Here is a 26416-nt window from a genome sequence, read left to right on the forward strand (position 1 = left end):
GAGATGAAGAATTCAGTAGCCATCGTGTCTGGCGCGAGCCAGGGAATCGGCGAGGCCACGGCGGTTCGCCTCGCGCGTGACTTCGGCCGGCTGGTGCTGGTCGCCAGGAACGAAGAGAAGCTCCATGCCACCGCTGCAAAGGTAGAGGCTGCGGGCGCGCAGAGCCTCGTGCTCCCCGCGGACTTGAGCGTCCCGGCGACCGCGGAAGAGGTCGTCGCACGCACTGTCGAAGCGTTCGGCCGCATCGATGCCGTCGTGAACATCGCGGGCGCGGTGCCGCAGGTCGATCTGCTCGAGATGACCGATGCGCAGTGGGACGACGGCATGAGCCTGAAGCTGCACGGCGCGCGGCGCCTGACGGTCAAGGCGTGGGAGCACCTGAAGGCGAGCAAGGGCTCGGTGATTCTCACGTCGGGCAATTCGGCGCTGTTTCCGAAGGCGTCGTATGCGGCCGTCGGTACCGTGAACGCGGCGATCGTGGCGCTGGCGAAGGCGTTTGCCGATCTCGGAATTCGCGACGGCGTGACCGTCAACAGCGTTCTTCCCGGACCGGTGATGACGGGGCGCCGGCGCTCGTACCTGGAGCACTGGGCGCCGGCCCACGACATGACGGTCGAGGAGGCGTTCGCGAAGTTTCCGAAAGAAGCAGGCATTGCCCGGTACGGCGAAGCGGAAGAGATCGCCAACCTCATCGCGTTCCTTGTGTCTCCAGCGGCCAAGTGGATGACCGGTACGGCGGTGCGCATGGACGGTGGCGAAGTCAAGTCGGTCTAGCCGCGCCACTTTCTTTTTTTGAACCACCTCAAATTTTTGAATGAATGAAGATGACGAAGTCTGTCGCGATAGTTACGGGCGCAAGCTCAGGCATCGGCAGGGCCACGGCGCTGCGCCTGGCACGCGATTTCTCCTGCGTCGTGCTGGCCGCGAGAAGCGGTGAACGGCTCGACGACGTGGCGGCCGCGGTGAAGTCTGCCGGCGCGGAGGCGCTGGTCGTCGAAGGCGACCTCGGCCATGCGAAGAGCGCGGACACGGTGGTCGAACGCGCGCTCGAAGCCTTCGGGCGCATCGATGCGCTGGTGAATGTCGCAGGCGCCGTTCCCGGCCTGGACGTCTTCGAGATGAACGACGAGCAGTGGGACGGCGCGATGGCATTGAAATTCCACGGCGCGCGGCGGCTGACGTTGCGCGCGTGGGAAGCACTCAAGGCCGCCGGCGGTTCGGTCGTCTTCATCTCCGGCAATGCGGCCGAGACACCGAAGGCGGGCGCCGCGGCCGTGGGCGCGATCAACGCCGCCATCGAAGCGCTGGCCAAGGCGTTCGCCGACCGCGGGATTGCCGATGGCGTGCAGGTCAACAGCGTGTCGCCCGGCGCGGTCATGACCGGCCGGCGAATGGCCATGATCGAGAAGGCGGCTGCCGCACGCAAGGTCAGCGTGGACGATGCGAAGCAGCTCTTCCTGGCGCAGGCGGGGATCGCGCGATTCGGCGAGGCGGAAGAGATCGCCGACCTCATCGCCTTCGTCGTCTCGCCGCCCGCGCGCTGGATGACCGGCACCGTCCTTCGCATGGACGGTGGCGAAGTCAAATCGGTCTAGAAGGAGCGAAGCGCCTGGACGATCAAGCCGGTCACTTCGTCCGGCGCCGACACGCTCGGGGTGTGGTCGACGGCGGCGAGCCGCTGGGTCGCGCCCATCCGGTCGGCCATGAAGACCTGGGTGTCTTTCGGAATCATCCGGTCGTCCTCTGCAACCAGGTACCAGCTGGGCTTGGACTTCCAGAGCGGGCGTCCCACGGGAACGGTGATGCAGGGCGGGGCGATGGGGCGCTGCACCGCGGCCAGCACCTGCAGGCTCCGCGCCGACGCGTTCTGCGCAAACGCCGAGGCGAAGGCGTCTTCGGGCAGCCAGATCCATCCATCGGCGTCCGGTGCGAGCTTCGGCGCGAGGGCGTGCGGTGGCGCGCGGTAGAAGACGTCTGCGACGGTCTCGCCTTCATCGGGCGCCAGCGCGGCGATGTAGACGAGCCCCGCGACCTTGTCGCTCTCGATCGCCCCGATCACCGCGCCGCCGTAGGCATGCGCGACCAGCAGCACAGGGCCTTCGATGCGCGCAAGGCTTCGCTTGAGCGATTTCACATCGTCTTCCAGGGTGGTCAGGGGCAGCGGTGCCGCGACCGACTTGATTCCCGCGTGGGCGAGAGATTCGATCACCGGGGTCCAGCTCGATCCGTCTGCCCAGGCGCCGTGCACCAGCACCACTGTCGTTTGATTGGCCATATTCCGTTCCTTTGCGTGTGTAGAGACAAGCCGTCTGCCGGCTGATGCGTGCATCGACAGTAACTTGTCTAAATTGATTGGAGTGGTTATTCTGCATGGGCGCGGCATGCGCCGCAAGCGCTGTCGTCGCAAAGGGCCGAATAAAATCGCCTCCCTTGCAGGAGGTCTTCGCGAACGTCGCGGATCACTGCGAACACGCAGTACCTAGGAGAGTTGATGAAGGAGAAGCGGCCTCCGGCCATGTTCCTGGCGGATTCACTGGCCATCGATTTCCTGAACTCCGTCGGCTTCCCCGTGGACACCGAGGTGGAGTGGCTGGAGTCCGGGGAAGACTTTGTGAACTGGCTCCAGGAAGCCGGATTGGTCAGCCCCGAAGAACTGAAGGAAGTGTGCGAAGGCGCCGGTCCGGGTGAGCTGGACGCCGTGGCCGCGCAGGCGCGCGCCCTGCGCGAATGGTTCAGGGGATTCGTGCAATCGCACAAGGGCGCGCGGCTCACGCGCAAGGCCCTGAAGGACCTGGAGCCGTTGAACCGGCTGCTCGCGCGGGACGAGGAGTTCGATCAGGTCGAAGTGCGTGCGAAGGATGCGGCCGGCCCCGACGATCTCTCCGAGCTGACCTGGGTGCGCCGCCGGCGCTGGCGTTCGCCTGAAGCGCTGCTGCTGCCGGTCGCCAAAGCCATGGCCGAGCTGCTGGCCACCGCGGACTTCGTGCAGGTCAAGTCCTGCGAAGGCCCGACCTGCACGCTGATGTTTCTCGACACGACGCGCGGCCACATCCGCAGGTGGTGCAGCATGGCTGTCTGCGGCAATCGCGCCAAGCAGGCCGCGCATCGCTTGCGGGCGAGTGGCGACAAGAGGTAAGCGGCTGCCGGCGAGCGCCGGGGCTGTTTTATAATCACGAAAAAGCACGACCGTTCTTTTTCGTCGCCCCCGATCCCCATCGAAACGAACGCAGAGGTCACAAAGGTCAAACCCTAGAATGACCGGTTGCCCTCGAAGCCCCCTTTTTGCAATCCAATGGAGTCAAGTCAATGAAGGTTCTTGTACCTGTCAAACGGGTCGTCGATTACAACGTGAAGGTGCGCGTCAAGAGCGACGGCACCGGGGTGGACATTGCCAACGTCAAGATGAGCATGAACCCCTTCGACGAAATCGCTGTCGAAGAAGCGGTTCGCCTGAAGGAAAAGGGCGTGGTCACCGAAGTGATCGCCGTCTCCTGCGGCGATGCCAAGTGCCAGGAAACCCTGCGCACCGCGATGGCCATCGGCGCTGATCGCGGCATCCTGGTCGAGACGACCGAAGAGCTGCAGCCCCTGGCCGTCGCCAAGCTCCTGAAGGCGCTGGTCGACAAGGAACAGCCCCAGCTCATCATCCTCGGCAAGCAAGCCATCGATGACGACGCGAACCAGACCGGCCAGATGCTGGCTGCACTCGCAGATCTGCCCCAAGCCACCTTCGCCTCGAAGGTCGATCTCGCGGCCGACAAGGTCACCGTGGCGCGCGAAGTCGACGGCGGCATGGAAACGCTGACGCTCACACTGCCCGCGGTCATCACGACCGACCTGCGCCTCAATGAGCCGCGCTACGTCACGCTGCCCAACATCATGAAGGCCAAGAAGAAGACGCTCGATGTCTTCAAGCCCGAAGACCTGGGCGTGGACGTCAAACCCCGCCTGAAGACCCTGAAGGTCAGCGAGCCCCCGAAGCGCGGCGCAGGCATCAAGGTGCCTGACGTTGCAACGCTGGTGGACAAACTGAAGAACGAAGCGAAGGTGATCTGAACATGACCGCACTTGTTATTGCCGAACACGACCACGCCAGCATCAAGCCGGCAACCTTGAACACCGTGACCGCAGCGCTGGCTTGCGGTGGTGAAGTGCACATCCTCGTCGCAGGCGCGAATGCAGCGGAAGCCGCCAAGGCCGCGGCGCAGATCGCAGGCGTCACCAAGGTCATCGCCGCCGACAGCCCGAGCCTCGCAGAGAACCTCGCCGAAAACGTCGCCGCTCAAGTGCTGGCCATCGCCAGCAACTACAGCCACATCCTGTTCCCCTCGACCGCCAACGGCAAGAACGTCGCCCCGCGCGTGGCCGCCAAGCTCGATGTGGCCCAGATCAGCGACATCACCAAGGTGGACAGCCCCGACACCTTCGAGCGCCCGATCTACGCCGGCAACGCGATCGCGACTGTGCAGAGCAGCGACGCCACCAAGGTGATCACCGTGCGCACGACCGGCTTCGACGCCGCAGCCGCAACGGGCGGTAGCGCAACGGTCGAAACGGCCGAAGGCGTCGCAGACAGCGGCAAGTCGAGCTTCGTCGGCCGTGAAGTCACGAAGAGCGAACGCCCCGAGCTGACCGCCGCCAAGATCATCGTCTCCGGCGGCCGTGCCTTGGGCAGCGCCGAGAAGTTCACCGAAGTGATGGCGCCCCTGGCCGACAAGCTCAACGCGGGCCTGGGCGCCAGCCGCGCTGCCGTCGATGCGGGCTACGCCCCCAACGACTGGCAAGTGGGCCAGACCGGCAAGATCGTCGCGCCGCAGCTGTACATCGCCGCAGGCATCTCGGGTGCGATCCAGCATCTGGCCGGCATGAAGGACTCCAAGGTGATCGTGGCGATCAACAAGGACGAAGAGGCGCCGATCTTCTCGGTGGCCGACTACGGCCTCGTCGCCGACCTGTTCGTGGCCGTGCCCGAGCTGGTGAAGGCGCTCTGATCGCATCGCTGCATTGAGCCGGAGGGCATCGTTCGCGATGCCCTTTTCGTATCCGCTGTATCTGGAGACAAGACATGAGCTACACCGCCCCCCTCAAGGACATGCTGTTCGACATCGAGCACCTGGCCAACATCGGCGAGATCGCCAAGCTGCCCGGCTTCGAGGACGCAGGCCTGGAAACCGCGCAGGCCGTGCTCGAGGAGTGCGCCCGCTTCAACCAGGATGTGGTCGCGCCGCTGAACATCGAAGGCGACCGCAACCCGTCGTCCTTCAAGGGCGGTGAAGTCACCACCACGCCGGGCTTCAAGGACGCGTTCGCGCAGTACGTCTCGGGCGGCTGGCAGGGCCTGCAGCATCCCTCGGACTTCGGCGGTCAGGGCCTGCCCAAGACCATCGGCGCGGCCTGCGGCGAGATGCTCAACTCGGCCAACATGAGCTTTGCGCTGTGCCCGCTCCTGAGCGATGGCGCCATCGAGGCGCTGCTCACGGCCGGCTCCGACGAGCTCAAGGCGGTCTATCTCGAGAAGCTCGTGAGCGGCCAGTGGACCGGCACGATGAACCTCACCGAGCCGCAGGCCGGCAGCGATCTCGCGATGGTGCGCAGCCGCGCCGAGCCGCAGCCCGATGGCACGTACAAGGTGTTCGGCACCAAGATCTTCATCACCTACGGTGAGCACGACATGGCCGAGAACATCGTGCACCTCGTGCTGGCCCGCGTGACCGGCGCGCCCGAAGGCGTCAAGGGCATCAGCCTGTTCGTGGTGCCCAAGTTCATGGTCGGCAAAGATGGCGCGCTGGGCGCGCGCAACGACGTGCACTGCGTGAGCATCGAGCACAAGATGGGCATCAAGGCCTCGCCGACCGCCGTGCTGCAGTACGGTGACCACGGCGGCGCCGTGGGCTACCTCGTCGGCCAGGAGAACCGGGGCCTGGAGTACATGTTCATCATGATGAACTCGGCCCGCTACGCCGTGGGCATGCAGGGCATCGCCATTGCAGAGCGGGCGTATCAACACGCTGTCGCCTACGCCAAGGACCGCGTGCAGAGCCGCCCGGTCGATGGTTCTATCAACGCGAGCGCACCGATCATTCACCACCCGGACGTCAAGCGCATGCTGATGACGATGCGCGCCTACACCGAAGGCTGCCGCGCGATGGCCTCGGTGGCCGCCGCCGCCTATGACGCCGCGCACCATCACCCCGATGCCGACGCCCGCAAACAGAACCAGGCCTTCTACGAATTCATGGTGCCGCTGGTCAAGGGCTACAGCACCGAGATGAGCCTGGAGGTCACTTCGCTGGGTGTGCAGGTGCACGGCGGCATGGGCTTCATCGAGGAGACCGGCGCGGCGCAGTACTACCGCGACGCCAAGATCCTCACGATCTACGAAGGCACCACCGCGATCCAGGCCAACGACCTGGTGGGCCGCAAGACCGCGCGCGACGGCGGCCAGACCGCCAAGGCGATTGCGGCACAGATCGAGAAGACCGAGGCCGAGCTCGCCAGGAGCGACAGCGCCGCCGCGAAGGCCGTGCACAAGCGCCTGAAGGCCGCGCGCGAAGCGTTCATCGAAGTGGTCGACTTCGTCGCGGGCCAGACCAAGGCCTCGCCCAACGCGGTGTTCGCGGGCAGCGTGCCGTACCTGATGCTCGCGGGGAATCTCGTGGCCGGCTGGCAGCTCGCGCGCTCGCTGATCATTGCCGAAGACCTCGCCTCGCGCAGCTTCGACACCGACTTCATGCTGGCCAAGATCGCGACCGCGCGCTTCTACGCCGAGCACATCCTGAACAAGGCGCCGAGCATCCGCGACAGCATCGTGGACGGCGCCGAGAGCGTCACGGCGCTGGCGCTCGACGCGTTCTGAGCCATACGGCATACGGCCCGTGTCGCCCATCTGACCGGCGGCGCGGGCCTCCCTCTCTTATAAAACCGATCCCATCTCCCGGAGACAACATGTCCAAGCTGCCCCCCGTCCTGGCGAACCTGCCGCTGCCGATCATCGGCTCGCCGCTGTTCATCATCAGCAACCCCAAGCTCGTGATCGCGCAATGCAAGGCCGGCGTGGTCGGCTCGATGCCCGCGCTCAACGCGCGCCCCGCGGCGCAGCTGGAAGAGTGGCTGATCGAGATCACCGAGGAACTGGCCGCCTACAACAAGGCCAACCCCGACAAGCCCGCCGCGCCGTTCGCCATCAACCAGATCGTGCACAAGAGCAACGACCGCCTGGACCACGACATGGAGATGGTCGTGAAGTACAAGGTGCCGATCGTCATCACCTCGCTGGGCGCGCGCACCGACGTGAACGACGCGGTGCACAGCTACGGCGGCGTGACGCTGCACGACATCATCAACAACAAGTTCGCGCAGAAGGCGATCGAGAAGGGCGCCGACGGCATCATCGCCGTGGCGGCCGGTGCCGGCGGCCATGCGGGCGTGAAGAGCCCGTTCGCGCTGGTGCAGGAAATCCGCCAGTGGTTCGACGGCCCGATCGCGCTGTCGGGCGCCATCGCCACCGGCGGCGCGGTGCTCGCGGCGCAGGCCATGGGCGCGGACTTCGCCTACATCGGCACCGCCTTCATCGCCACCGAGGAAGCGCGCGCGAGCGAGGACTACAAGCAGGCCATCGTCGATGGCAACTCGGACGACATCGTCTACTCCAGCCTCTTCACCGGCGTGCATGGCAACTACCTCGCACCCAGCATCGTCAAGGCCGGCATGGACCCGGCGAACCTCCCCGAAGGCGACGTGAAGACCATGAACTTCGGCGGCGGCGACGGCAGCAAGGCCAAGGCCTGGAAAGACATCTGGGGCTCGGGCCAGGGCATCGGCGCCGTGACCGAAGTGGCGAGCGCCGCGGCCTTCATCGACAAGCTCAAGCGCGAATACCAGGAAGCAAGGCAGCGGCTGGCGCTCTGAGCGCCGACTGACCGTGGCTTCAGCCATCGCGTCATCGCCCCTGCCGCCCCCGCCTTCGCAAGCGGGGCGCATGCCGTTGCTCGACGCGGCCAAGGGCCTCGCCTGCGCGGTGATCGTCGGGCACCACCTCTCGCGCTACGGGCCGATGCCCGCGGGCGCCTACGGGCTCGCGCCCGATTTCTTCGGCTGGCTGGCCGAAGACGGCCGGCTCGCGGTGCAGGTGTTCCTCGTGATCGCGGGCTTTCTCGCGGCGGCGAGCCTGGCGCCCGACGGCCTCTTGCGCGTGGACCGTCCCATCGCGCGCATCCTGCAGCGCTATGGGCGGCTGGTGATGCCGTACCTGGCCGCGCTCACCGTCTGCGTGCTGGTGGCCGCGCTGGTGCGGCCGTGGCTCGATGAAGACGTGGTGCCGGCATCGCCGACCATCGGCCAGTTGTTCGCGCACGGCCTCTTGCTGCAGGACCTGCTGGGCTACGAGTCGCTGTCCACCGGCGTCTGGTACGTGGCCATCGACTTCCAGCTCTTCGCGCTGGCGCTGATGCTCGTGGGCCTGCCGGCCATGCTGAGCCCGCCGACGCCGGGCACCGTCAATCCATCGTCGCGATGGATGCCCGTGCTGCTGGTGCTCGCGCTGGCCGTGACCTCGCTGGTGCTCTTCAATCGCAACGCCAGCCTGGACGACACGGCGCTCTATTTCTTCGGCGCCTACGGCCTCGGGATGCTGGTGTTCTGGATCGGCCGCGCAACGCGCGCGAGCACCTGGCAGGGCGCGGTGGCGCTGCTGGTGCTGGTCGGCGCAGGCGCGCTGGCGATCGAATGGCGCAGCCGCATCGCGACGGCGCTGGTGACGGCGCTGCTGATCGCGCTCGCGCAGCACCGCCACTGGCTCTCGCCCGCGAAGTGGCCGGCGGCGGCGGTGCCGCTGCAGCGCCTGGGGCGCATGTCGTACTCGCTGTTCCTGATCCACTTTCCGGTGCTGCTGGCGATGAACGCCCTGGTCGCGAACCTCGCGCCGCACGGGCCGTGGCTCGACCTGCTGGGCATGGTCGCGACCTTCGGTCTTTCGGTGGCCGCGGCGGCGCTGCTGTACCGCTGGGTGGAGGCGCGCCCGGCCTCGTGGCGCGCCGTGTTCACGCTGTTCGCCGCATTGCTGGTGAGCGGCATCGCCGTGTCGTACTAGCCCAGTTCGGCGCCCAGTCCGGCGCCCGGGTTGCCGCCCGCACGAGGCGACGCGCGCGCCGCCGCCGACCGGTACGAGCCCGGCGCACCGCCCGTCCAGGTCTTGAACGCCCGCTGGAAGGCCGCGCTGTCCGCGAACCCCAGCTCCTCGGCCAGCGCCGCGAGCGGCACGGTGCTGGTGTTGAGCCGCACGATCGCCACGTCGCGCCGCAGCTGGTCCTTGAGCGACTGGAACGACGTGCCTTCCGTCGCCAGGTGACGCTGCAGCGTGCTCACCGACATGTGCAGGCTGTTCGCGGTGGTCGCGAGGTCGGCCCACGCGGGCCGGTTCTGCTGCAGCACCGCGCGCACCTTCGCGCTCACCGCTTGCTCTGCGAGCCGCGGCAGGATCACATTGGCGGGCGACGCCGAGAGAAACACCTGCATCGCGTGCGCATCGCGGTGCATCGGCGTGGCGAGCGCGCTCGCGTCGAACCACATGGCCGTCAGCGGCTGGCCGAACTGCAGCGGGCCGGGAAACACCTTGGCATAGCCATCGGCATACGGCGGCAGCTCGAAGCCGAAATCGAAACGCCGTGCCACCAGCCGGCCGCCGTGCAGCCAAGCGAAGAGCCGCCAATACACCCGCAGCATCAGCTCGTGCAAAAAGTTCTGGTGCAGCGCCTGCAGGTTGTTCAACCGCAGGCCGAAGCCCGCGAGCGAACCTTCCTCCAGCAGCACCAGAGAAAGGTCGTCCTGCAGCAGGCTGAAGGTGTGCGCCACGCGCCGCAGCGCCACCTCGAAGGTGGGCGCGCCCAGCGAAGAACGCAGCATCAGCGCGAAGCTGCCGCAGCGCAGGCGCCGCGTGAGAAAGCCCAGGGCCTCGTCGTCCATGCGCTGCATCAGCAGCGCGAAGAGGGCCACGTACTGCTCGCCCGTGACGCGCGCACCCGCCTCCTGCAGCAGCGAGGGCGCGATGCCCGCGTCTTCCAGCGCCGTGTCGATGCACACCGCCCCCTCGGCCCCGCGCGCCTGCACGCCCGAGAGCATGCCCTGCACGAAGGCGATCGGAATGGTGATGGGCGGTTGCAGCATGTGTCGGTGGATTGACGTTTTCTGCCATGCGATCGAAGCGAACTGCAATCGCCGGACAGTGCGGGGATTTCTACCATGCCACTGCACAAGAACCAGACGGAGACAAACCCATGTACCTGACCCAAGGCCTTCATCGCGCCGTGCAGCAACGCCCCGACGCCATCGCGGTGCGCTTTGCCGGCCGCGCCCGCAGTTTTCGCGACTTCGCCGAACGCGTCGCGCGCCTGGCCGGTGCGCTCCAGGCGCTGGGCATGCAGGCGGGCGACCGCGTCGCCATGCTGTCGCTCAACTCCGACCGCTACCTGGAATACCAGATGGCCGTGCCCTGGGGCGGCGGCGTGCTCAACCCCTGCAACATCCGCTGGTCGCCGGCCGAGATCCTCTACTCGCTGGAAGACTCCGGCTCGAGCATCCTGCTGGTGGACGAGACCTTCCGCGCCGTGGTCGAGCAGATGCGCACCCAATCGAAAAGCCTGCGCGAAGTCATCTACTGCGGCGACGGCCCGTTGCCGGCCGGCATGCACAGCTACGAGGGGCTCATCGACGCCGCCTTGCCGGTGCCCGACGCCGTGCGCCGCGGCGAAGACCTGGCGGGCATCTTCTACACCGGCGGCACCACCGGCTTTCCCAAGGGCGTGATGCTCAGCCACATCAACATCTGCAGCTCGGCGCTGGCGGCGCAGGCCGAGGGCCTGGCACCGGACGGCGGCTGCTACCTGCATGCCGCGCCGATGTTCCACCTGGCCGACATGGGCCTGGCCACGCCGCACTGGTTCGCGGGCAACACGCACGCGATCCTGCCGATGTTCACGCCCGAAGGCGTGCTCGACGCCATCGAGCGCGACCGCGTGACCAGCCTGCTCCTGGTGCCCACCATGATCCAGATGCTGGTCGACCATCCCGCCATGCGCAAACCGCGCGACCTGAGCAGCCTCAAGGGCATCACCTACGGCGCCTCGCCGATTTCCGAGGCCGTGCTCAATCGCGCGATGGAGGCTTTCCCGGGCGTCGATTTCGTGCAGGCCTACGGCATGACCGAGCTGTCGCCCATCGCCACGCTGCACCCGGCCTTCTTCCACACGGCCGAGGGCCGCAAGACCGGCAAGCTGCGCTCGGCGGGCCGCGCCAGCGTGTGCATGGAAGTGCGTATCGTCGATGCCGACGGCACCGAGGTGCCGCGCGGCACGGTGGGCGAAGTGGCGGTGCGCGGCCCCAACGTGATGCAGGGCTACTGGAACAAGCCCGAACAGACTGCCGCCGCGCTGCGGGGTGGCTGGATGCACACCGGCGACGGCGCCTACATGGACGCGGACGGCTTCATCTTCGTGGTCGACCGCATGAAGGACATGATCATCAGCGGCGGAGAGAACGTGTACTCCGCCGAGGTCGAGAACGCCATCAACCAGCACCCCGCGGTGGCGGCGTGCGCGGTCATCGGCATCCCCAGCGAGGAGTGGGGCGAGACGGTGCATGCGGTGGTGGTGCCCAAGCCCGGGCAGGGCGTGCAGCCCGAGGAATTGATCGCGCACTGCAAGACCCTGATCGCCGGCTACAAGTGCCCGCGCAGCGTGGCCGTGGTCGAGGCGCTGCCGCTGTCGGGCGCCGGCAAGGTGCTCAAGACCAAGCTGCGCGAGCCCTTCTGGCAAGACCGCCAGCGCAGCGTGGCCTGACCTTCTTTCAGAAGCATTTCTTCAAAGCATTTTTCCAATCCGAACATCAAGGAGACCTTTATGAGTCAAGACGTCTATGTGGTCGGGGTCGGCATGATCCCCTTCACCAAGCCGGGCGCGAACCAGCCCTATCCGCAGATGGCCGCGCATGCGACCAATGCCGCGCTCAAGGACGCGGGCATCGGCTACGAGCTCGTCCAGCAGGCCTACGTGGGCTACGTGTACGGCGACTCCACCGCCGGCCAGCGCGCGCTGTACGAGGTGGGCATGACCGGCATCCCGGTCGTCAACGTCAACAACAACTGCTCCACCGGCTCGACCGCGCTCTTCCTCGCGCGCCAGGCCGTGGCCAGCGGCGCGGCCGACTGCGTGCTCGCCCTCGGCTTCGAGCACATGAGCCCCGGCGCGCTGGGCGCGGTGTTCAACGACCGCCCGAGCCCGTTCGACAATTTCGAGAGCATCACCGACGAGCTGGTCGGCAACGAGCAGGTGCCGCTCGCGCTGCGCTACTTCGGCGGCGCGGGCCTGGCGCACATGCAGCAGTACGGCACGCAGATGTCCACCTTCGCGAAGATCCGCGCCAAGGCGAGCCGCCACGCGTCGAACAACCCGGTGGCGCTGTTCCGCACCGTCGTCACCGAGGACGAGGTGATGGCCGCGCCCGTCATGTGGCCCGGCGTGATGACCCGGCTCATGGCCTGCCCGCCGACCTGCGGCGCGGCCGCGGCCATCGTCTGCTCGCCGCGCTTCGCCGAACGCCACGGCCTGGACCGCAGCGTGCGCATCAAGGCGCAGGCCATGACCACCGACCGCCCCGTGACCTTCGAGAGCCGCGACATGCGCGAGGTCGTCGGCTTCAGCATGGCGCAGGAGGCCGCGCAGAAGGTGTACGACGCGGCCGGCGTCGGCCCGCAGGACATCGACGTGGTCGAGCTGCACGACTGCTTCGCGCACAACGAGCTCATCAGCTACGAGGCGCTGGGCCTGTGCCCCGTCGGCGGCGCGGAGAAGTTCGTGGTCGACGGCGACAACACCTATGGCGGCAAGGTGGTGACCAATCCGTCTGGCGGGCTGCTGTCCAAGGGACATCCGCTCGGGGCGACCGGACTTGCGCAATGCACGGAGCTGGTCCAGCAGCTGCGCGGCACGGCAGACAAGCGGCAGGTCGAAGGCGCGCGGATGGCGCTGCAGCACAACCTCGGGTTGGGCGGCGCGTGCGTGGTCACGCTGTACGAACGCGTCTGAGGAACAGGCCACACACATGATCGACAAGAAATGGATCGGCCACGCGCTGCCCGCCTCGGTGCTCCCCATCGAGCGCACGCGGCTGCAGTTCTTCGCCAAGGCCATCGGCGAGACCGATCCGGTCTACACCGACGCCGCTGCCGCACGTGACGCGGGCTACGCAGACCTGCCCGCGCCACCCACGTTCCTCTTTGCGGCCGAGCTGGATTCGGGCGCTTCGAACCAACTGCTCGACGACCTGCAGATCCCGCTCTCGAAGCTCCTGCACGGCGAGCAGAGCTTCAGCTACCACCGGCCCGCCTGCGTGGGCGACACGGTGACGGTGCGCTCCACCATCAGCGACATCTACGACAAGAAAAACGGCGCGCTCGAATTCGTCGTGAAGACCTCGCGCGCGACCAACCAGCGCGACGAGCTCGTGGCCGAGCTGCGCACGGTCATCGTGTGCCGCCACTGAAAAAAGGTTCAGCCATGACCACCATCCGCTACGACGACGTGCAGATCGGCGACGAGCTGCCCGCACTGCAACTGCCGCCGGTCAACCGCACCACGCTCGCGCTCTTCGCGGGCGCCTCGGGCGACCACAACCCGATCCACATCGACACCGACTTCGCCCGCAAGGCCGGCATGCCCGACGTGTTCGCGCAGGGCATGCTGGGCATGGCCTGGCTCGGCCGGCTCGTCACGCAGTGGGCGCCGCAGTCGCAGCTGCGCCGCTTCGACGTGCGCTTCCAGGGCATCACCCACATCGGCCATGCGGTGCGCTGCACCGGCCGCGTGGTCGAGAAGCTCGAGCACAACGGCGAGCGCTGCGTGCGCGTCGAGGTGCTGAGCGCCAACCAGTACGGCCAGGCGCGCATCGCCGGCGAGGCGCTGGTGGCGTTCGCCTGAGCGATTCCAAAGAAACAACGAAACAACGAAAGAAAAAAACAACATGGCACTCAAGCTCGAAGGCAAGGTCGCCCTCATCACCGGCTCGGGCCGCGGCATCGGCCGCGCGATCGCGCTCAAGCTCGCGTCCGAAGGCGCACGCATCGTGGTCAACGACCTCGATGCCGAACCGGCCGAGGAAACCGTCGAGGCCATCCGCGCGACGGGCGGGCAGGCCGTGGCCTGCGTGGGCAGCGTCTCGGCGCCGGACTTCGCCGAGCGCTTCGTCGGCACCGCGGTGAGCGAATACAAAGGCCTGGACATCCTGGTGAACAACGCCGGCTACACCTGGGACAGCGTCGTGCAGAAGATGACCGACGAGCAGTGGTACGCGATGATCGACGTGCACCTGACGGCGCCGTTCCGCATCCTGCGCGCGGCGCAGCCGGTGATCCGCGCGTTGTCCAAGACCGAGGGCGAGGCCGGCCAACGCGTGGTGCGCAAGGTGGTCAACATCTCGTCGGTGGCCGGGCTCTTCGGCAACGCGGGCCAGGCCAACTATTCGACCGCCAAGGCCGGCATCGTCGGCATGACGCAGACGCTCGCCAAGGAGTGGGGCCGCATGAACGTCACGGTCAACTGCGTGGCCTTCGGCTTCATCCAGACCCGGCTCACCGCGAGCACCACCGAGGCGTCCACCGCGAACATCGAGGGCCGCGAGATCAAGGTCGGCATCAACCCCGGGCTGCTCGCGATGATGGAGCAGTCGATTCCGCTCGGCCGCGGGGGCACACCCGAGGAAGCGGCCGGCGCGGTGTACCTGCTGTGCACGCCCGAGTCGGACTACGTGAGCGGCCAGACGCTGATGTGCAGCGGCGGCTTGACGGGCATCTGACATGAACGCCGCCGAAGGCATCGGCTGGAGCGTGCAGGGCGACATCGGCCGCATCGTGCTGCAGCGGCCCGGGAGCGCGAACGCGCTGACGTCGGCGAGCGTGCGGGCGCTGGTCCGCGCGATCGACGAGGTGCTCGAACAGAAGCCGCGCGCCATCCTCCTGACCGGCGAGGGCAAGGCGTTCTGCGCGGGCGGCGACATCGACGAGTTCGTGGCCGCCGGCGAGCGGCTGCCCGCGCTGGTGAACGAAATTCTCGACGGGCTTCATCCCGCGTTGCTGCGCCTGGCGACAGGCCCGGCACCGCTGGTCGTTGCCGTGAACGGACCGGCCGGCGGCGCGGGCGTGGGGCTCGCGCTGTGCGGCGACTTCGTGCTGGCCGCCGAATCGATGAAGCTGCGCACGGGCTACGCGGCCATCGGCCTCTCGCCCGATGCGGGCGCCTCGTACTTCCTCTCGCGCCGCGTGGGGCCGGTGCGGGCGCAGCAGTGGCTGATGCTCAGCGACGCCATCGACAGCCAGCGATGTCTCGCGACCGGCGCGGTCGATGCGGTCTATCCGGATGCGGGGCTCGCCGCGGCGAGCGAAGCGCTGGTGGCGCGGCTGGCCGCCGGTGCGAGCGCGTCGTTCGCAGGCATCAAGGCCCTGTGCGGCGGCGCGCCGGGCCGGCCGATCGAAGAACACTTCGCGATGGAGCAGAAGCTGCTGCACGAACGAGCCGGCAGTGCGGATGCGCGCGAAGGCGTGGCCGCCTTCGTTGCGAAGCGGGCGCCGCGTTTCACGGGCCGCTGAAGCGAGGGTGGCGCCGCCGCGGCGCATGCAAGAATCGCCGCGGCCCTTTCGCCTTGCGCCCACCCTATGGAGTTCTCTTGAGTCTTGTCTCCACGACCGCGCTTCGTTACTTTGCCGAAGTCGTTCGCGCCGGCTCGATCAGGGCGGCGTCCGAGAACCTGTATGTCGCGGCCTCCGCCATCAGCCGGCAACTGGCGATGCTGGAAGACTCGCTGGGCGCCCCCTTGCTGGAGCGCCGCCAGGGGCGCGGCAAGGTCAAGCTCACCGCGGCCGGCGAGCTTCTGATGCGCTATCACAAGAACATCGTCAAGGAGTCCGGGCGGCTGCACTCCGAGATCGAGGCGCTGCAGGGCCTCAAGCGCGGCCACGTCAACTTCGGCATGCCCGAATCGCTCACGCGCGACTTCATGCCGCAGTTCTTCTCCGCCTTCTCCAAGCGCTATCCGGGCATCTCGTTCAGCGTGAAGGTCAGCGGCAGTCCCACGCTGGCCGAGATGCTGCTGGAAGACGACCTGGATGCATGCTTCACCTTCGGCGACATCGCGTTCCAGGACCTGTCGGTGGTCTATTCGCGCCTCTTGCCGCTGTACGTGATGGTGCCGACCGGGCACCCGCTCGAGGGCAGCAAGTCGCTGCGGCTTTCCCAGTGCGCCGAGTACGGCCTGTCGTGGCTCGATTCGTCGCTGTGGGCGAGGCAGCAGTACGACGAGATGCTCGCCAAGGCGAAGATCCGCCCGCGCATCGCGCTGGAGACCAACTCCTACGAGCTCATGCGCAACGTGGCGGCCGAGGGCATGTGCCTCACCTTCACGACCGCGCCGCTGGAAGACCCGTTCGGGCGCCCGAGGGCGGGCTCCTACGTGCCGCTGAAAGACCCGCGCGCCCGGCCGCAGCGTCTGGCCTTGAGCGTGCACAAGGGCCGCAGCCTGCCGATCCCGGTGGCCGCCTTCCTGTCGGAACTCACCGCCGCGCTCGAGGCGGCCGAGAAGCTGGCCGAGCCGCGCGCCGAGCCCCGCGCACCGCGCAGCCGACAGGCCAAGTAAGGTGCGCGCCGCGGCGGCGCGTCAACCCGCGGCCAGCTCCGCGGGCGTCTTGTACTTCTGCACCGCCGCGAAGCGCCGCACCAGGTAGTCGCCCGACTTGATGGGCGCATGCCGCGGTTCGCCTTCGCCGGGCGCGAACTCGGGCAGGCACGCCACCGGCGTGTCGTAGTCGAGGTTGAAGAAGGTCGGAATCGAGTAGCGCTCCCTGCCCGTGCGGTTCGCCACCCGGTGCGGGTTGGACACGTAGACATCGTTGGTCCACACCTTCACCAGATCGCCCAGGTTGACGACCAGCGTGCCCTCCACATAGGGCGCGCCCACCCACTCGCCACCGCGCGTGCACAGCTCCAGGCCGCCGATGGGGTCTTGCGCCAGCACGGTCAGCATGCCGTAGTCGGTGTGGGCGGCGGCGCCCAGCTCCAGGTTGGTGAACGACTCCTGCGGCGGGTAGTGAAAGAGCCGCGACTGCACCATCGGCTTGGTGGCGTACTGCAGGAAGAAGCCTTCGTCCTGGCCGACGGCCGTGGCGAAGATCTTCAGCAGGTTGCGCCCCAGTGCGATGGTGGCGTCGAAGTACGCCATGGCCGCGGGTTCGAGCCAGGGCTTGTCCGCGGGCCAGCGGTTGGGGCCGTGCAGCGGCAGGCCGCTCGCCACATCGGGGTCGGTCAGCGGCAGGTCCATGCCTAGCTCGTAGCTCTCCTTCAGGTCCGGCTTGTGGCCCGGGTGCTGCGTGACGCCCATGGGCATGAAGCCGCGGCGAAAGCGCTCGTCGATGCGGTCCTTCAGGCGCTCCTCCATCGGCAGCGACATGTAGCGCCGGGTGGCGTCGAACACCGTGTCGATCACGGCCTGCGGCACGCCGTGGTTCTTCACGTAGAAAAAGCCGGTGTTGGTGCAGGCGGCCTTGAACTGCTCGACCACCGGCCCGATCGGGCCGCCGGCCAGCCACGGGCCCAGGTCCAGGATCGGCATCTCCTGCGCGGAGGCCCTGCGGGGGGCTTCGAGCTTCTGTTCGTCGGGGTTCATTGCGTTGCTCCTTTTTTGTCGGGGTTGGGTTGTTGTTGCTTCAGGTGCCGCGGGACAGGTCGGTGAACGCCTCGGCCCAGAACACCACGCGCCGCGCGATCGCCTTCATCAGGCCGTGCAGCACGATGCCGATGGCCGAGAGCACGATGAGGATGGCGAACATGCCCGCCGCATCCATCGAGAAGTTGCGCTGCAGGATGAGGTAGCCCAGGCCCGCCTGCGCGCCCACGAATTCGCCCACGATCGCGCCGATCACGGCCAGCACGATGCCGATGTCCAGCCCCGCGAACACATAGGGCAGCGCATGCGGCAGCCGCACCATGCGGAACACATGCCAGGGCGAGGCGGTGAACGCGCGCATCAGGTCGATCTGGTCCCGGGGCGCCGAGCGAAGGCCCACGATGGTGTTGGCGAGCACCGGAAAGAAGACGATGGTCGCGGTGATCACCACCTTGGAGGTGGTGTCGAAGCCGAACCACAGCACGAACAGCGGCGCCACCGCCACCTTGGGCACGGTCTGGAAGGCGACCACGTAGGGGTAGAGCACCAGCTCGAGCAGCGCGCTCTGGCCGATCAGCGCGCCCAGCACGAAGCCCGCGAACGCGCCGAGCGCGAAGCCCGCGAGGATCTCGTAGAGCGTCACCCACAGGTGCGGCCACACCTCGCCCGACTGGAAGATGTCGAGGATCGAGCGGGCCACGCCCACGGGCCCCGGAAAGATCAGGTGCGACACGCCCAGCGCGCTCACCGCGAGCTGCCACGCGGCCACCACGGCCACGAAGACGGCCACGATCAGCGCCTTGCGGCGCGCGGGGGTGAGCCACGGGGCGGGCGGCTCGAAGTCGGTGTTCCCTATGTTCCCGATGCTTTCGGTGTTGGTGGTGTTGGTGATGTGCGCGGTGTTCATCCGTCGAGCCCTCCACTGGCATTCAGGTTGGTCCGGATGCCGCGAACGTGGCTGCCGAACCGCTCGGTGTTGATGAGGTCCAGCGTGCGCACGGCGGGCAGGTCGACCTCGATCACCTGCGTGACGCGTCCCGGCCGCGGCGACATGACGATCACGCGGTCGCCGAGGAACACGGCCTCCGGAATGCTGTGCGTCACCAGCATGATCGTGGCGCCGGTGCGCTCGCGCAGCTTGAGCAGCTCCACGTTCATGGTCTCGCGCGTCATGGCGTCGAGCGCGCCGAAGGGCTCGTCCATCAGCAGCAGCATCGGGTCGTTGACCAGCGCGCGCGCAATGCCCACGCGCTGCTGCATGCCGCCGGAGAGCTCGCCGGGGTACTTGGTCTCGAAGCCTTCCAGGCCCACCAGGTGCAGGTAGTGCAGGGCGCGTTCGCGCGCCACCTTCGCATCGCGGCCCTGGATCTGCGCGGGCACCAGCACGTTGTCGATGATGTTGCGCCACGGCAGCAGCACGGGCGACTGGAACACCACGCCGACATCGCGGCTCGGCCCGCTGTGGCGCCGCCCGCCCAGCTCGACCGTACCGCGGCTCGCGCGCTCCAGCCCGGCCAGGATGCGCAGCAGCGTGCTCTTGCCGCAGCCGCTCGGGCCGACCACGGTGACGAACTCGCCGCGCGCGACGCTGAAGCTCACGTCGTGCAGCGCGACCACGTCGGCGCCGTCCTTCGAGCGGAAGGTCTTGTGCAGGCCCTGGAAGCGGAACGCCGGCACGGCGCCCGATGCCTCGTGCAGCGTCGTTCGCTGTACGGGGAACTGGACCTGCGCGCTCATGCCGCCGCCTGCTGCTCGCCGCCGGCGAGGGCGACCCACGCATCGACCGCGCGGACCGCCGCCGAACGCTGCTCGGGCGTGATGAAGGCGGCCTCGAAGCTGTTGAGCGCCAGGCTCGCCAGGTCGTCGCGCCCGAGGCCCAGCGCCTCCTGGCAGGCGAGGTAGTTGTCGTTGACGTAGCCGCCGAAGTAGGAGGGGTCGTCGGAGTTGACGGTCACGCACAGGCCCGCGTCCATGAGCCTGCGCAGCGGATGCGCGGCCATCGAGGGCACCAGCCGCAGCTTCAGGTTGGACAGCGGACACACCGTGAGCGGGATGCGCCGTTGCACCAGTTGCGCGACGAGCGCGGGGTCGTCCAGGCAGGCGTTGCCATGGTCCACGCGCTGCACCTGCAGCAGCTCGACCGCCTCGCGCACGTACGCGGCCGGCCCTTCCTCGCCCGCATGCGCCACCACCTTGAAGCCGCGCTCGCGGCAGCGGCGAAAGAACTCGGCGAACTTGGACGGCGGGTTGCCCACCTCCGCGCCGCCGAGGCCGAAGCCCAGCAGCCGGCCGTACCAGGGGTGCAGTTCCTCCAGCAGCGCGAGCGCCTCGTCTTCGCTGCGGTGGCGCTGCACGACGACGATCAGGCCCGCGCTGATGCCGTCCCCGGCCTGCGCGGCGGCCATCGCGCCGAACACGCCCTCCATCACCGCGGCCAGCGGCACGCCGCGGCTGGTGTGGCCTTGCACGCCGAGGAACATCTCCGCATGCAGCACGCGGTCGGCGTGGGCGCGGCGCAGGTAGTCGCGCGTCACGTCGAAAAAGTCCTCGGGCTGCACGAGCACGCGGCAGCCGTCGTAGTACAGGTTCAGGAAGTCCTGCAGGTCGGTGAAGCGGTAGGCCTCGCGCAACTCGGCCTCGGTCTGCCAGCGCAGCGCCACGCCGTTGCGCCGGGCCAGTTGCAGGAAGAGCGCAGGCTCGATCGAGCCTTCGATGTGCATGTGCAGTTCGGCCTTGGGCAGGCCCGCCACGAATTGCGCGGGTGTCATGTCACAGCCCCTTGCAGGCCTTGGCGGCCTCGATGACGGCGTTGCGGTCGAAGCGGTTGATGGCCTCCACGAAGCCGGGCTTCAGGTACAGCATCGACTCGGGCGGCAGCGTGCGCTTGATGAGGCCGTCCTTTTGCATCGCGTCCTGCATGCGGCCGTAGGCGGCGGGGCTCATCGCGCCGATCAGCTTGCCGCCGTTCATGGTCTGCGCATCGGCCATCGTCTCCAGCTGCGTCTTCAGCAGCGCCAGGTCCCATTTGGCGAGCGTGGCCTCGTCGGCGCCCGTGGGCTTGCCGCCGGGAAAGTACTTCCAGTGGATCTGGCGCGCGCACTCGGGGGCGGTCTGCGCGAACAGCGTCGCCTTGGCCGCGCCGCGCGCGATGGCCTCGACCATCGCCGGGTCGGCATCGATGGTCTTCTGCATGGTGGCGAAAGTGAAGTCGGGCAGCGAGCGCCACGCCGGATCGAACAGCACGCGCATGTTCGCGCCCGCGTTCTGGAAGCCCGTGAGCGCGGAGCCCCAGAACATCAGCGCCTGCACGCGGCCCGTGCGCATCGCCTCCAGCGCCGGCGCGCCGGCACCGGTGGCGATGATCTGCACCTCGGTGTCGGGGTTGATGCCGTTGGCGCGCAGGTACCCCTTGAGCAGCGGCATGCCGCCCGTGCCCAGGCTGAAGATGCCGATCTTCTTGCCCTTGAGGTCGGCCACCGTCTTCACGGGGCTGTCCTGCGGCACGCCGATGCCCCAGTCGATCACGCCGGTGCCCATGAGCCCGCGCACGGCGACGTTGTTGTCGGTGTTGGCCTGGATGAGGCCGGTGGAGTTGACCTGAGCGAAATCGACGCCGCCGGCCACCATCTGCTGGATGCCCTGCAGCGAGCCGCCGGTGGTGACGATCTTCACGTCGTAGCCCTCGGCCTTCCAGTACCCCAGCGCGATGGGCAGCGTGAGCCAGGGGTAGGTGACATTGACCACCTGCGTGCCCAGCGCGATGGTCACGGGCTTGAGCGGCTTGTTCTGCGCCTGCGCAGCGGGGCCCGACAGCAGGAGGCCCAGGGTGGCAAGTCCTGCGGCAAGGCGGGCGAAGACGGCGTGAAGGTGAGGGGACATGAACGATCCTGTGGTGCTCGGATCGCTGCGAGATTAGTCCCGGAAACCAATCGCTTTGGATCAATATTCCGTCAATATTGTTCTGATTTTTCGCACATTGTCAGAACGGGCCCACCCGCCGTTCCGGTGCGCGCAGCGCCGCGCGGGCGCGGCCGTTCAGCCGCCCAGCACGCGCGCCGCGCCCAGCATCTCGTGCGTGTCGTGCGCCATCACCGCAAGGAACGCCAGGAGGCCGATGTAGTACACGCTGTACGTCACCCGCGTCTCGGTGGAGACGGCGTAGTACTGCTGGTTGGCCGGGTCCTTCGGGTCGTACTTCCAAGCCCGCATCACCTGCGGCGCGGCGAGCACCGCGACCAGGATCAGCATCGGGCTCGGCCGCCAGAAGAAGAGGGCCGCGAGCACCGGCACGCCCGCGAGCCACACGCGCGGCGTGAGCACCGCGGTGATGCGCCCGCCGTCGAACGGCGAGAGCGGAATCAGGTTGAACAGGTTGATGAAGAAGCCCGCATACGCGAGCGCCAGCAGCAGCCGGCTGTCGGATTCGCGCGCCACGAAGTAGCAGGCCAGCGCCGCGAGGCTGCCGAGCAGCGGGCCGCCGAAGCCGACCCAGGCTTCGGTCTCCACGTCGTGCGGCTGGTCCTTCAGCTCGATCCATGCGCCCACGAACGGAATGAAGGTGGGCAGCCCGACATCCAGGCCGCGCTGCTTCGCCGCGAGGTAGTGGCCCATCTCGTGCACGAGGATGAGCGCGACGAAACCCGCCGCGTAGCGCCAGCCGAACACGAAGGCATAGGCCACCACCGACAGCAGCATCGTGCCGCCCGAGAGCAGCAGCTTGCCCAGCTTGCCCGCGCTCAGCAGGACCAGCAGCAGCTTGACCATGGATCGCCCTTCAGTCCTTCGGCGCTCAGGCCTCGGGCGTCTTCTTCTTGAAGATCTTGGCGATGCCCCAGAGCGCAGCGCCACCGGCCACGACCGCGATCTTCGCGAACTTGGCCAGGAACGCGAGGGCGAGCGCGAAGAGGCCCAGCTTCTTCACCGCAACGCCGGCCACCAGTGCCGCGAGGCCGTAGGCGGCGACCTTGTCGGTGGACGAATTGAAGTCCGCGTACTTCTTGCCGTCGTCGTACTGCAGCGCGGCCAGGAGCTTGGCGGCGTCGGGCTTGTAGGTGTCCAGGTCCTTGGCGTTGGTGATGAGGTTCAGGCTCAGGTAGCCGTCGCGGCCCAGCGCGTAGGTGTTGTAGTTCACGCCCTGCCTGTCGCCCGTGTCGCCCTTCTTCTTCGAGAGGGCCGACCACACGAGGCGGTGCGTCTGCGCTTCGTACTGCGGCTTCTGCGCCCAGCCGGTGACCTCGATGCCCGGGATGCCGCGCTTGGCGCGCTCCTCGTTCGCTGCCTCGGTGCCTTCCTTCAGGCTCTTGAGCAGGTCGTCGGCGTTCCAGTCCTTCGCGTCGTCGTCCTTGATGTAGCCCTCTTTCACGAACTTGACGACGGCCATCCAGTCGGCGTCGTCGGCGGGAAAGATCGCGCCGATGAAGGTGTCGTCGGTGCGGTTGCCCATGCTGCGCATGAGCTGCGCGGCCGCGGGCGTGGGCACCCAGATGTAGCCCTCGGGCAGCTTCAGGTGCGCCTGGTCGCGCAACGGGATGTCGGCGGGGCCGGCCTTCTGCACGGCCTTGGCGGCCTTGAAGGCGGCTTCCTGTTCGGCTTCGAGCGAGTTCGCTGCGGAGGCCGTGGCAGGCGCGGTGGAAGTGGCGGGGGGCGCGGCGTTGCCGGTGTTGGTGGCCGCAAGGGCGCACGCGAGCAGCAAGCCGGCCGTCAGGCGGGCAGTATGAATACGCAAGTTCTCTCTCCTCGGTTGTTGTCGGTTTTTGTGAGACGCGAGGAGTTTATCGGCGCACTCGCCCAGGCCCAACAGTGCGTTTTCAGGGCCAGGGCGTGGGCGGCGGAATCTCGCACACCGGCTCGACGTCGATGCTCTTGAAGTCCGCCGGCGAGACGATCTCCAGGTACTCCATGTCGGGCGAGTAGTCGAACAAAAAGTGCCGGATGCCCGGCCGCTGGTGCACCACGTCGCCGGCCTCGACCAGGGTTTCCTTGTCCTCGTACATGAAGCGGGCCCAGCCCTTGACCATGATGACGATCTGGAAGTCCGCCTCGTGGCGGTGCCAGCCGGTGCCCGTTTCCGGTGCCATGTTGGCCTTGACCAGATGCGCGATGACCTTGCCGTTGGTGGCCTCGGCCACGCCCAGGTCGCGGTACACGAAGAAATCGCGCAGGCCCCCCGGCACGAACTCGGTGTCGCCGGGCTTGACGTGGGAGAACTGGGTGGCGGTACGGTCCAGCATGGGGCGCTCCTTCGCAGGGTGGTTGTGTTGCGGCGCAGCACGCATAAAGCGTTCCTGACGACGGGCGCGCTTCGTGACTTTCTCCCTCTCCCTCTGGGAGAGGGCGGGGTGAGGGCCCACGGCATTCACGCCACCTCAGCCCTCGATGAACACCCTTGACGCTCCCCGACCCCCTTCCCATACTCAACCGCATGGTTCACCCCGCCGCCCCGCCCGAAGCAGCCGCCCCCGACGCCGCCACCCTCGACGCCGTTTTTGCCGCGCTGTCCGACCCCACGCGCCGCACCGTGCTCGAAACCCTGGGCGAGCGCAGCCTCAGCATCACCGAGCTTTCCGCGCCGCACGGCATGTCGCTCACCGGCTTCATGAAGCACCTGCGCGTGCTGGAGAACGCAGGCCTCATCTCCCGCACGAAAGAGGGCCGCATCGTGCGCTGCGAGCTGTCGCCCCGGCCGCTGCAGGAGGCGGCCGTGTGGCTCACGCGCTACGAGAAATTCTGGACCGGGCGCCTCGATGCACTGGCGCGCTTTCTCTACCACCAGGAGGAGACCGAATGGCACACCCTGCCGACCCCGACCCCCATCCCGACCGAGAAGCCGAAGAACAAGAGCGCCCCGCGCTCACCCTCCGCCGGCACTACCGCGTCGCGCCCGACAAGGTCTGGCGCGCGTGGACCGACCCGCAAGCGCTGAGGCTCTGGTTCGGCCCCGGCGAAATCGTCTCGGTGCCGCTCGTGGAAATCGACCTGCGCGTCGGCGGGCGCTTTCGCGTGACCATGCTCGCCGACGACGGCCAGACGCACGACGTGAGCGGCACCTACCTGGAGATCGTGCCCAACCGCAAGCTGGTCTTCAGCTGGGCCTGGCGCAGCACGCCCGAGCGCGAATCGCGCGTCACCGTGCAGATCGAGCCCGATGGCAACGGCTGCGAACTGGTGCTGATGCACGAGCAGTTCTTCGACCAGGCGGCGCGCGACGCGCACGCGCACGGCTGGAGCGGCGCCCTCGTCAAGCTCGAACAGCGGCTGCACGGCGCAACCGCATGAACACCGCATGACCACCGCATGACCACCGCACCGATCGCCGACACGCTCGAAGCGATCTACCGCACCGAGTCGCGCCGCATCTTCGCCACGCTGGTGCGCCTGCTCGGCGATTTCGACCTGGCCGAAGAGGCGCTGCACGATGCCTTCCGCAGCGCCCTGGAGCAATGGCCGCGGGACGGCGTGCCCGCGAACCCGCGCGCCTGGCTGGTGTCGGCGGGGCGCTTCAAGTCCATCGACGGTATCCGCCGGCGAGCGCGCTTCACCGCGTGGGACGACGCGGCCGAGCACACCGCGGCGCTGGCCGATCCCGCGCCGGCGTGGGACGACGACAACGCCGAGGACCTCGAAGACGATCGCCTGCGCCTGGTCTTCACCTGCTGCCACCCCGCGCTCGCGCCCGACGCGCAGGTGGCGCTCACGCTGCGCGAGGTGTGCGGCCTCGCCACCGAGGAAATCGCCCGCGCCTTCCTCGTGCCCGCGCCCACCATCGCGCAGCGCATCGTGCGCGCCAAGGCCCGCATCCGCGATGCGCGCATTCCGTACCAGGTGCCCTCGCTGGCAGAGCTGCCCGAGCGGCTCGATGCGGTGCTGCGCGTCGTGTACCTCGTGTTCAACGAAGGCTATGCGGCCTCGTCGGGCGAGAGCGTCACGCGCGCCGATCTCTCGGCCGAGGCGATCCGGCTGGGCCGCCTGCTCGCCGGCCTGCTGCCCGACCCCGAGGCGCTCGGCCTGCTCGCGCTGATGCTGCTGCACGACTCGCGCCGCGCGGCCCGCACCTCGCCGGGCGGCGAGCTCGTGCTGCTCGATGCGCAGGACCGCCGCCTCTGGCATCGCGCGCAGATCGAAGAGGGCGCGGCGCTGGTCGAGCGCGCGCTGCTGTCGCGCCGCTTCGGCCCCTACGCGCTGCAGGCGGCCATCGCCGCCGTGCATGCCGAAGCGAAGGAGGCCGCCACCACCGACTGGCCGCAGATCGTCGGCCTCTACGACGTGCTGCTGCGCCTGGACCCCTCGCCCGTGGCCGAGCTCAACCGCGCCGCCGCCATCGCCATGCGCGACGGGCCCGCGGCGGGGCTGGCGCTCATCGATGCACTGCTCGCGCGCGGCGAGCTGGCCGACTACCACCTGGCCCACGGCGCCCGCGCCGAACTGTGCCGGCGGCTCGGGCGCATCGGCGACGCGCGCGGCGCCTACGAGCGTGCGCTGTCGCTGGCGCATCAGCTGCCCGAGCGGAAATTCCTGGAGCGGCAACTGACCCTGCTGCACCTCAAGTAGAAATTTTTTTTGGATCGGGTGTGCCGGACATGTCGATTTCCGCCATGGCCAATCGACCAGTGGTGTCTACATTCCCTTCATTCCCTTTTCAAGGAGATACCGCCATGAAATACCTCTGCCTCGTTCACTACGACGAAGCGGTGATCGACACGATGCCGCCCGATGAACT

At 68.0% G+C, this 26416-nt stretch carries 27 protein-coding genes and 1 pseudogene; 18 read left to right on the forward strand and 10 right to left on the reverse strand.

The window, feature by feature from the left end; translation table 11 throughout:
* The first annotated feature begins 3 nt into the window (after window positions 1-3).
* Complete coding sequence (locus JC881_RS12010; protein ID WP_198785938.1) at window positions 4-774, forward strand: SDR family oxidoreductase; 771 nt, start codon at window positions 4-6, stop codon at window positions 772-774.
* 50 nt (window positions 775-824) lie between these two features.
* A complete protein-coding gene (locus JC881_RS12015) occupies window positions 825-1595 on the forward strand; it encodes an SDR family oxidoreductase (protein WP_198785939.1) in 771 nt (256 codons plus the stop codon).
* Here the strand turns inward: JC881_RS12015 and JC881_RS12020 are convergent.
* A complete protein-coding gene (locus tag JC881_RS12020; protein ID WP_198785940.1) occupies window positions 1592-2275 on the reverse strand; it encodes an alpha/beta fold hydrolase in 684 nt (227 codons plus the stop codon). The genes JC881_RS12015 and JC881_RS12020 overlap by 4 nt on opposite strands.
* Before the next feature lie 240 nt (window positions 2276-2515).
* On the opposite strand from JC881_RS12020, the gene JC881_RS12025 reads away from it, so the two are divergent.
* The 6 genes from JC881_RS12025 to JC881_RS12050 all read left to right on the forward strand — a co-directional run bounded on the left by JC881_RS12025 (window position 2516) and on the right by JC881_RS12050 (window position 9088).
* Window positions 2516-3136: a CGNR zinc finger domain-containing protein gene (locus JC881_RS12025; protein ID WP_233101734.1), complete on the forward strand. Its 621-nt coding sequence runs from the start codon at window positions 2516-2518 to the stop codon at window positions 3134-3136.
* A gap of 170 nt (window positions 3137-3306) precedes the next feature.
* Window positions 3307-4056 (forward strand): electron transfer flavoprotein subunit beta/FixA family protein, encoded by a 750-nt coding sequence (locus JC881_RS12030; protein ID WP_198785942.1) that lies wholly within the window; start codon window positions 3307-3309, stop codon window positions 4054-4056.
* Window positions 4057-4058: 2 nt separating this feature from the next.
* A complete protein-coding gene (locus tag JC881_RS12035; protein ID WP_198785943.1) occupies window positions 4059-4991 on the forward strand; it encodes an electron transfer flavoprotein subunit alpha/FixB family protein in 933 nt (310 codons plus the stop codon).
* A gap of 74 nt (window positions 4992-5065) precedes the next feature.
* Complete coding sequence (locus JC881_RS12040) at window positions 5066-6856, forward strand: acyl-CoA dehydrogenase (protein ID WP_198785944.1); 1791 nt, start codon at window positions 5066-5068, stop codon at window positions 6854-6856.
* Between the two features lie 89 nt (window positions 6857-6945).
* Window positions 6946-7908 carry an NAD(P)H-dependent flavin oxidoreductase gene (locus JC881_RS12045; RefSeq protein ID WP_198785945.1) on the forward strand — a complete coding sequence of 321 codons (963 nt, stop codon included), beginning with the start codon at window positions 6946-6948 and terminating at the stop codon, window positions 7906-7908.
* 70 nt (window positions 7909-7978) lie between these two features.
* Window positions 7979-9088, forward strand: a complete 1110-nt coding sequence (locus JC881_RS12050; protein WP_198786159.1) for an acyltransferase family protein — start codon at window positions 7979-7981, stop codon at window positions 9086-9088.
* Here JC881_RS12050 and JC881_RS12055 read toward each other — a convergent pair.
* Window positions 9085-10161, reverse strand: a complete 1077-nt coding sequence (locus JC881_RS12055) for an AraC family transcriptional regulator (protein WP_198785946.1) — start codon at window positions 10159-10161, stop codon at window positions 9085-9087. The genes JC881_RS12050 and JC881_RS12055 overlap by 4 nt on opposite strands.
* 110 nt (window positions 10162-10271) lie before the next feature.
* On the opposite strand from JC881_RS12055, the gene JC881_RS12060 reads away from it, so the two are divergent.
* The 7 genes from JC881_RS12060 (at window position 10272) to JC881_RS12090 (ending at window position 16674) form a co-directional block, all read left to right on the forward strand.
* Window positions 10272-11831 (forward strand): long-chain-fatty-acid--CoA ligase, encoded by a 1560-nt coding sequence (locus JC881_RS12060; RefSeq protein ID WP_198785947.1) that lies wholly within the window; start codon window positions 10272-10274, stop codon window positions 11829-11831.
* Between the two features lie 60 nt (window positions 11832-11891).
* On the forward strand, window positions 11892-13076 hold the full coding sequence (locus JC881_RS12065) for a lipid-transfer protein (RefSeq protein ID WP_198785948.1): 1185 nt from the start codon (window positions 11892-11894) through the stop codon (window positions 13074-13076).
* A gap of 16 nt (window positions 13077-13092) precedes the next feature.
* Complete coding sequence (locus JC881_RS12070; protein WP_198785949.1) at window positions 13093-13533, forward strand: MaoC family dehydratase N-terminal domain-containing protein; 441 nt, start codon at window positions 13093-13095, stop codon at window positions 13531-13533.
* A gap of 14 nt (window positions 13534-13547) precedes the next feature.
* Complete coding sequence (locus tag JC881_RS12075; RefSeq protein ID WP_198785950.1) at window positions 13548-13967, forward strand: MaoC family dehydratase; 420 nt, start codon at window positions 13548-13550, stop codon at window positions 13965-13967.
* 43 nt (window positions 13968-14010) lie between these two features.
* Window positions 14011-14841, forward strand: coding sequence for an SDR family NAD(P)-dependent oxidoreductase (locus JC881_RS12080; protein WP_198785951.1), 831 nt, complete (start codon window positions 14011-14013; stop codon window positions 14839-14841).
* A 1-nt stretch (window position 14842) separates the two neighbouring features.
* The gene (locus JC881_RS12085) at window positions 14843-15631 is read left to right on the forward strand and encodes an enoyl-CoA hydratase/isomerase family protein (protein WP_198785952.1); all 789 of its coding nucleotides are present in this window, start codon (window positions 14843-14845) and stop codon (window positions 15629-15631) included.
* A 77-nt stretch (window positions 15632-15708) separates the two neighbouring features.
* Window positions 15709-16674, forward strand: a complete 966-nt coding sequence (locus JC881_RS12090; protein WP_198785953.1) for a LysR family transcriptional regulator — start codon at window positions 15709-15711, stop codon at window positions 16672-16674.
* A 21-nt stretch (window positions 16675-16695) separates the two neighbouring features.
* On the opposite strand, the gene JC881_RS12095 is transcribed toward JC881_RS12090, so the two are convergent.
* The 8 genes from JC881_RS12095 to JC881_RS12130 form a co-directional block, all read right to left on the reverse strand.
* Complete coding sequence (locus JC881_RS12095; RefSeq protein ID WP_198785954.1) at window positions 16696-17700, reverse strand: isopenicillin N synthase family dioxygenase; 1005 nt, start codon at window positions 17698-17700, stop codon at window positions 16696-16698.
* 40 nt (window positions 17701-17740) lie between these two features.
* Window positions 17741-18607 carry an ABC transporter permease gene (locus JC881_RS12100; protein ID WP_198785955.1) on the reverse strand — a complete coding sequence of 289 codons (867 nt, stop codon included), beginning with the start codon at window positions 18605-18607 and terminating at the stop codon, window positions 17741-17743.
* Window positions 18604-19437, reverse strand: a complete 834-nt coding sequence (locus JC881_RS12105; RefSeq protein WP_233101735.1) for an ABC transporter ATP-binding protein — start codon at window positions 19435-19437, stop codon at window positions 18604-18606. The genes JC881_RS12100 and JC881_RS12105 overlap by 4 nt, the downstream gene beginning before the upstream one ends.
* Window positions 19434-20468 carry an adenosine deaminase gene (locus JC881_RS12110; RefSeq protein WP_198785956.1) on the reverse strand — a complete coding sequence of 345 codons (1035 nt, stop codon included), beginning with the start codon at window positions 20466-20468 and terminating at the stop codon, window positions 19434-19436. The genes JC881_RS12105 and JC881_RS12110 overlap by 4 nt, the downstream gene beginning before the upstream one ends.
* Before the next feature lies 1 nt (window position 20469).
* Entirely contained in the window at window positions 20470-21579 is a 1110-nt protein-coding gene (locus JC881_RS12115) for an ABC transporter substrate-binding protein (RefSeq protein ID WP_198785957.1), read from the reverse strand.
* Window positions 21580-21735: 156 nt separating this feature from the next.
* On the reverse strand, window positions 21736-22464 hold the full coding sequence (locus tag JC881_RS12120; RefSeq protein ID WP_198785958.1) for a site-2 protease family protein: 729 nt from the start codon (window positions 22462-22464) through the stop codon (window positions 21736-21738).
* 25 nt (window positions 22465-22489) lie between these two features.
* Window positions 22490-23425 carry a DUF2167 domain-containing protein gene (locus JC881_RS12125; protein WP_198785959.1) on the reverse strand — a complete coding sequence of 312 codons (936 nt, stop codon included), beginning with the start codon at window positions 23423-23425 and terminating at the stop codon, window positions 22490-22492.
* Window positions 23426-23507: 82 nt separating this feature from the next.
* Window positions 23508-23930: a cupin domain-containing protein gene (locus JC881_RS12130; RefSeq protein ID WP_198785960.1), complete on the reverse strand. Its 423-nt coding sequence runs from the start codon at window positions 23928-23930 to the stop codon at window positions 23508-23510.
* A 191-nt stretch (window positions 23931-24121) separates the two neighbouring features.
* Here JC881_RS12130 and JC881_RS12135 point away from each other — a divergent pair, with 191 nt between their 5' ends.
* The 3 genes and pseudogenes from JC881_RS12135 (at window position 24122) to JC881_RS12145 (ending at window position 26247) form a co-directional block, all read left to right on the forward strand.
* Window positions 24122-24622, forward strand: a complete 501-nt coding sequence (locus JC881_RS12135; RefSeq protein WP_198785961.1) for an ArsR/SmtB family transcription factor — start codon at window positions 24122-24124, stop codon at window positions 24620-24622.
* Window positions 24613-24975, forward strand: a pseudogene (locus JC881_RS12140) (SRPBCC family protein); the annotation flags it as partial. The gene JC881_RS12135 and the pseudogene JC881_RS12140, both read left to right, overlap by 10 nt.
* An 18-nt stretch (window positions 24976-24993) precedes the next feature.
* Window positions 24994-26247, forward strand: coding sequence for an RNA polymerase sigma factor (locus JC881_RS12145; protein WP_198785962.1), 1254 nt, complete (start codon window positions 24994-24996; stop codon window positions 26245-26247).
* The last annotated feature ends 169 nt before the right edge of the window (window positions 26248-26416 follow it).

The organism is Variovorax sp. IB41 (assembly GCF_016405905.1).
GTDB lineage: Bacteria > Pseudomonadota > Gammaproteobacteria > Burkholderiales > Burkholderiaceae_C > Variovorax.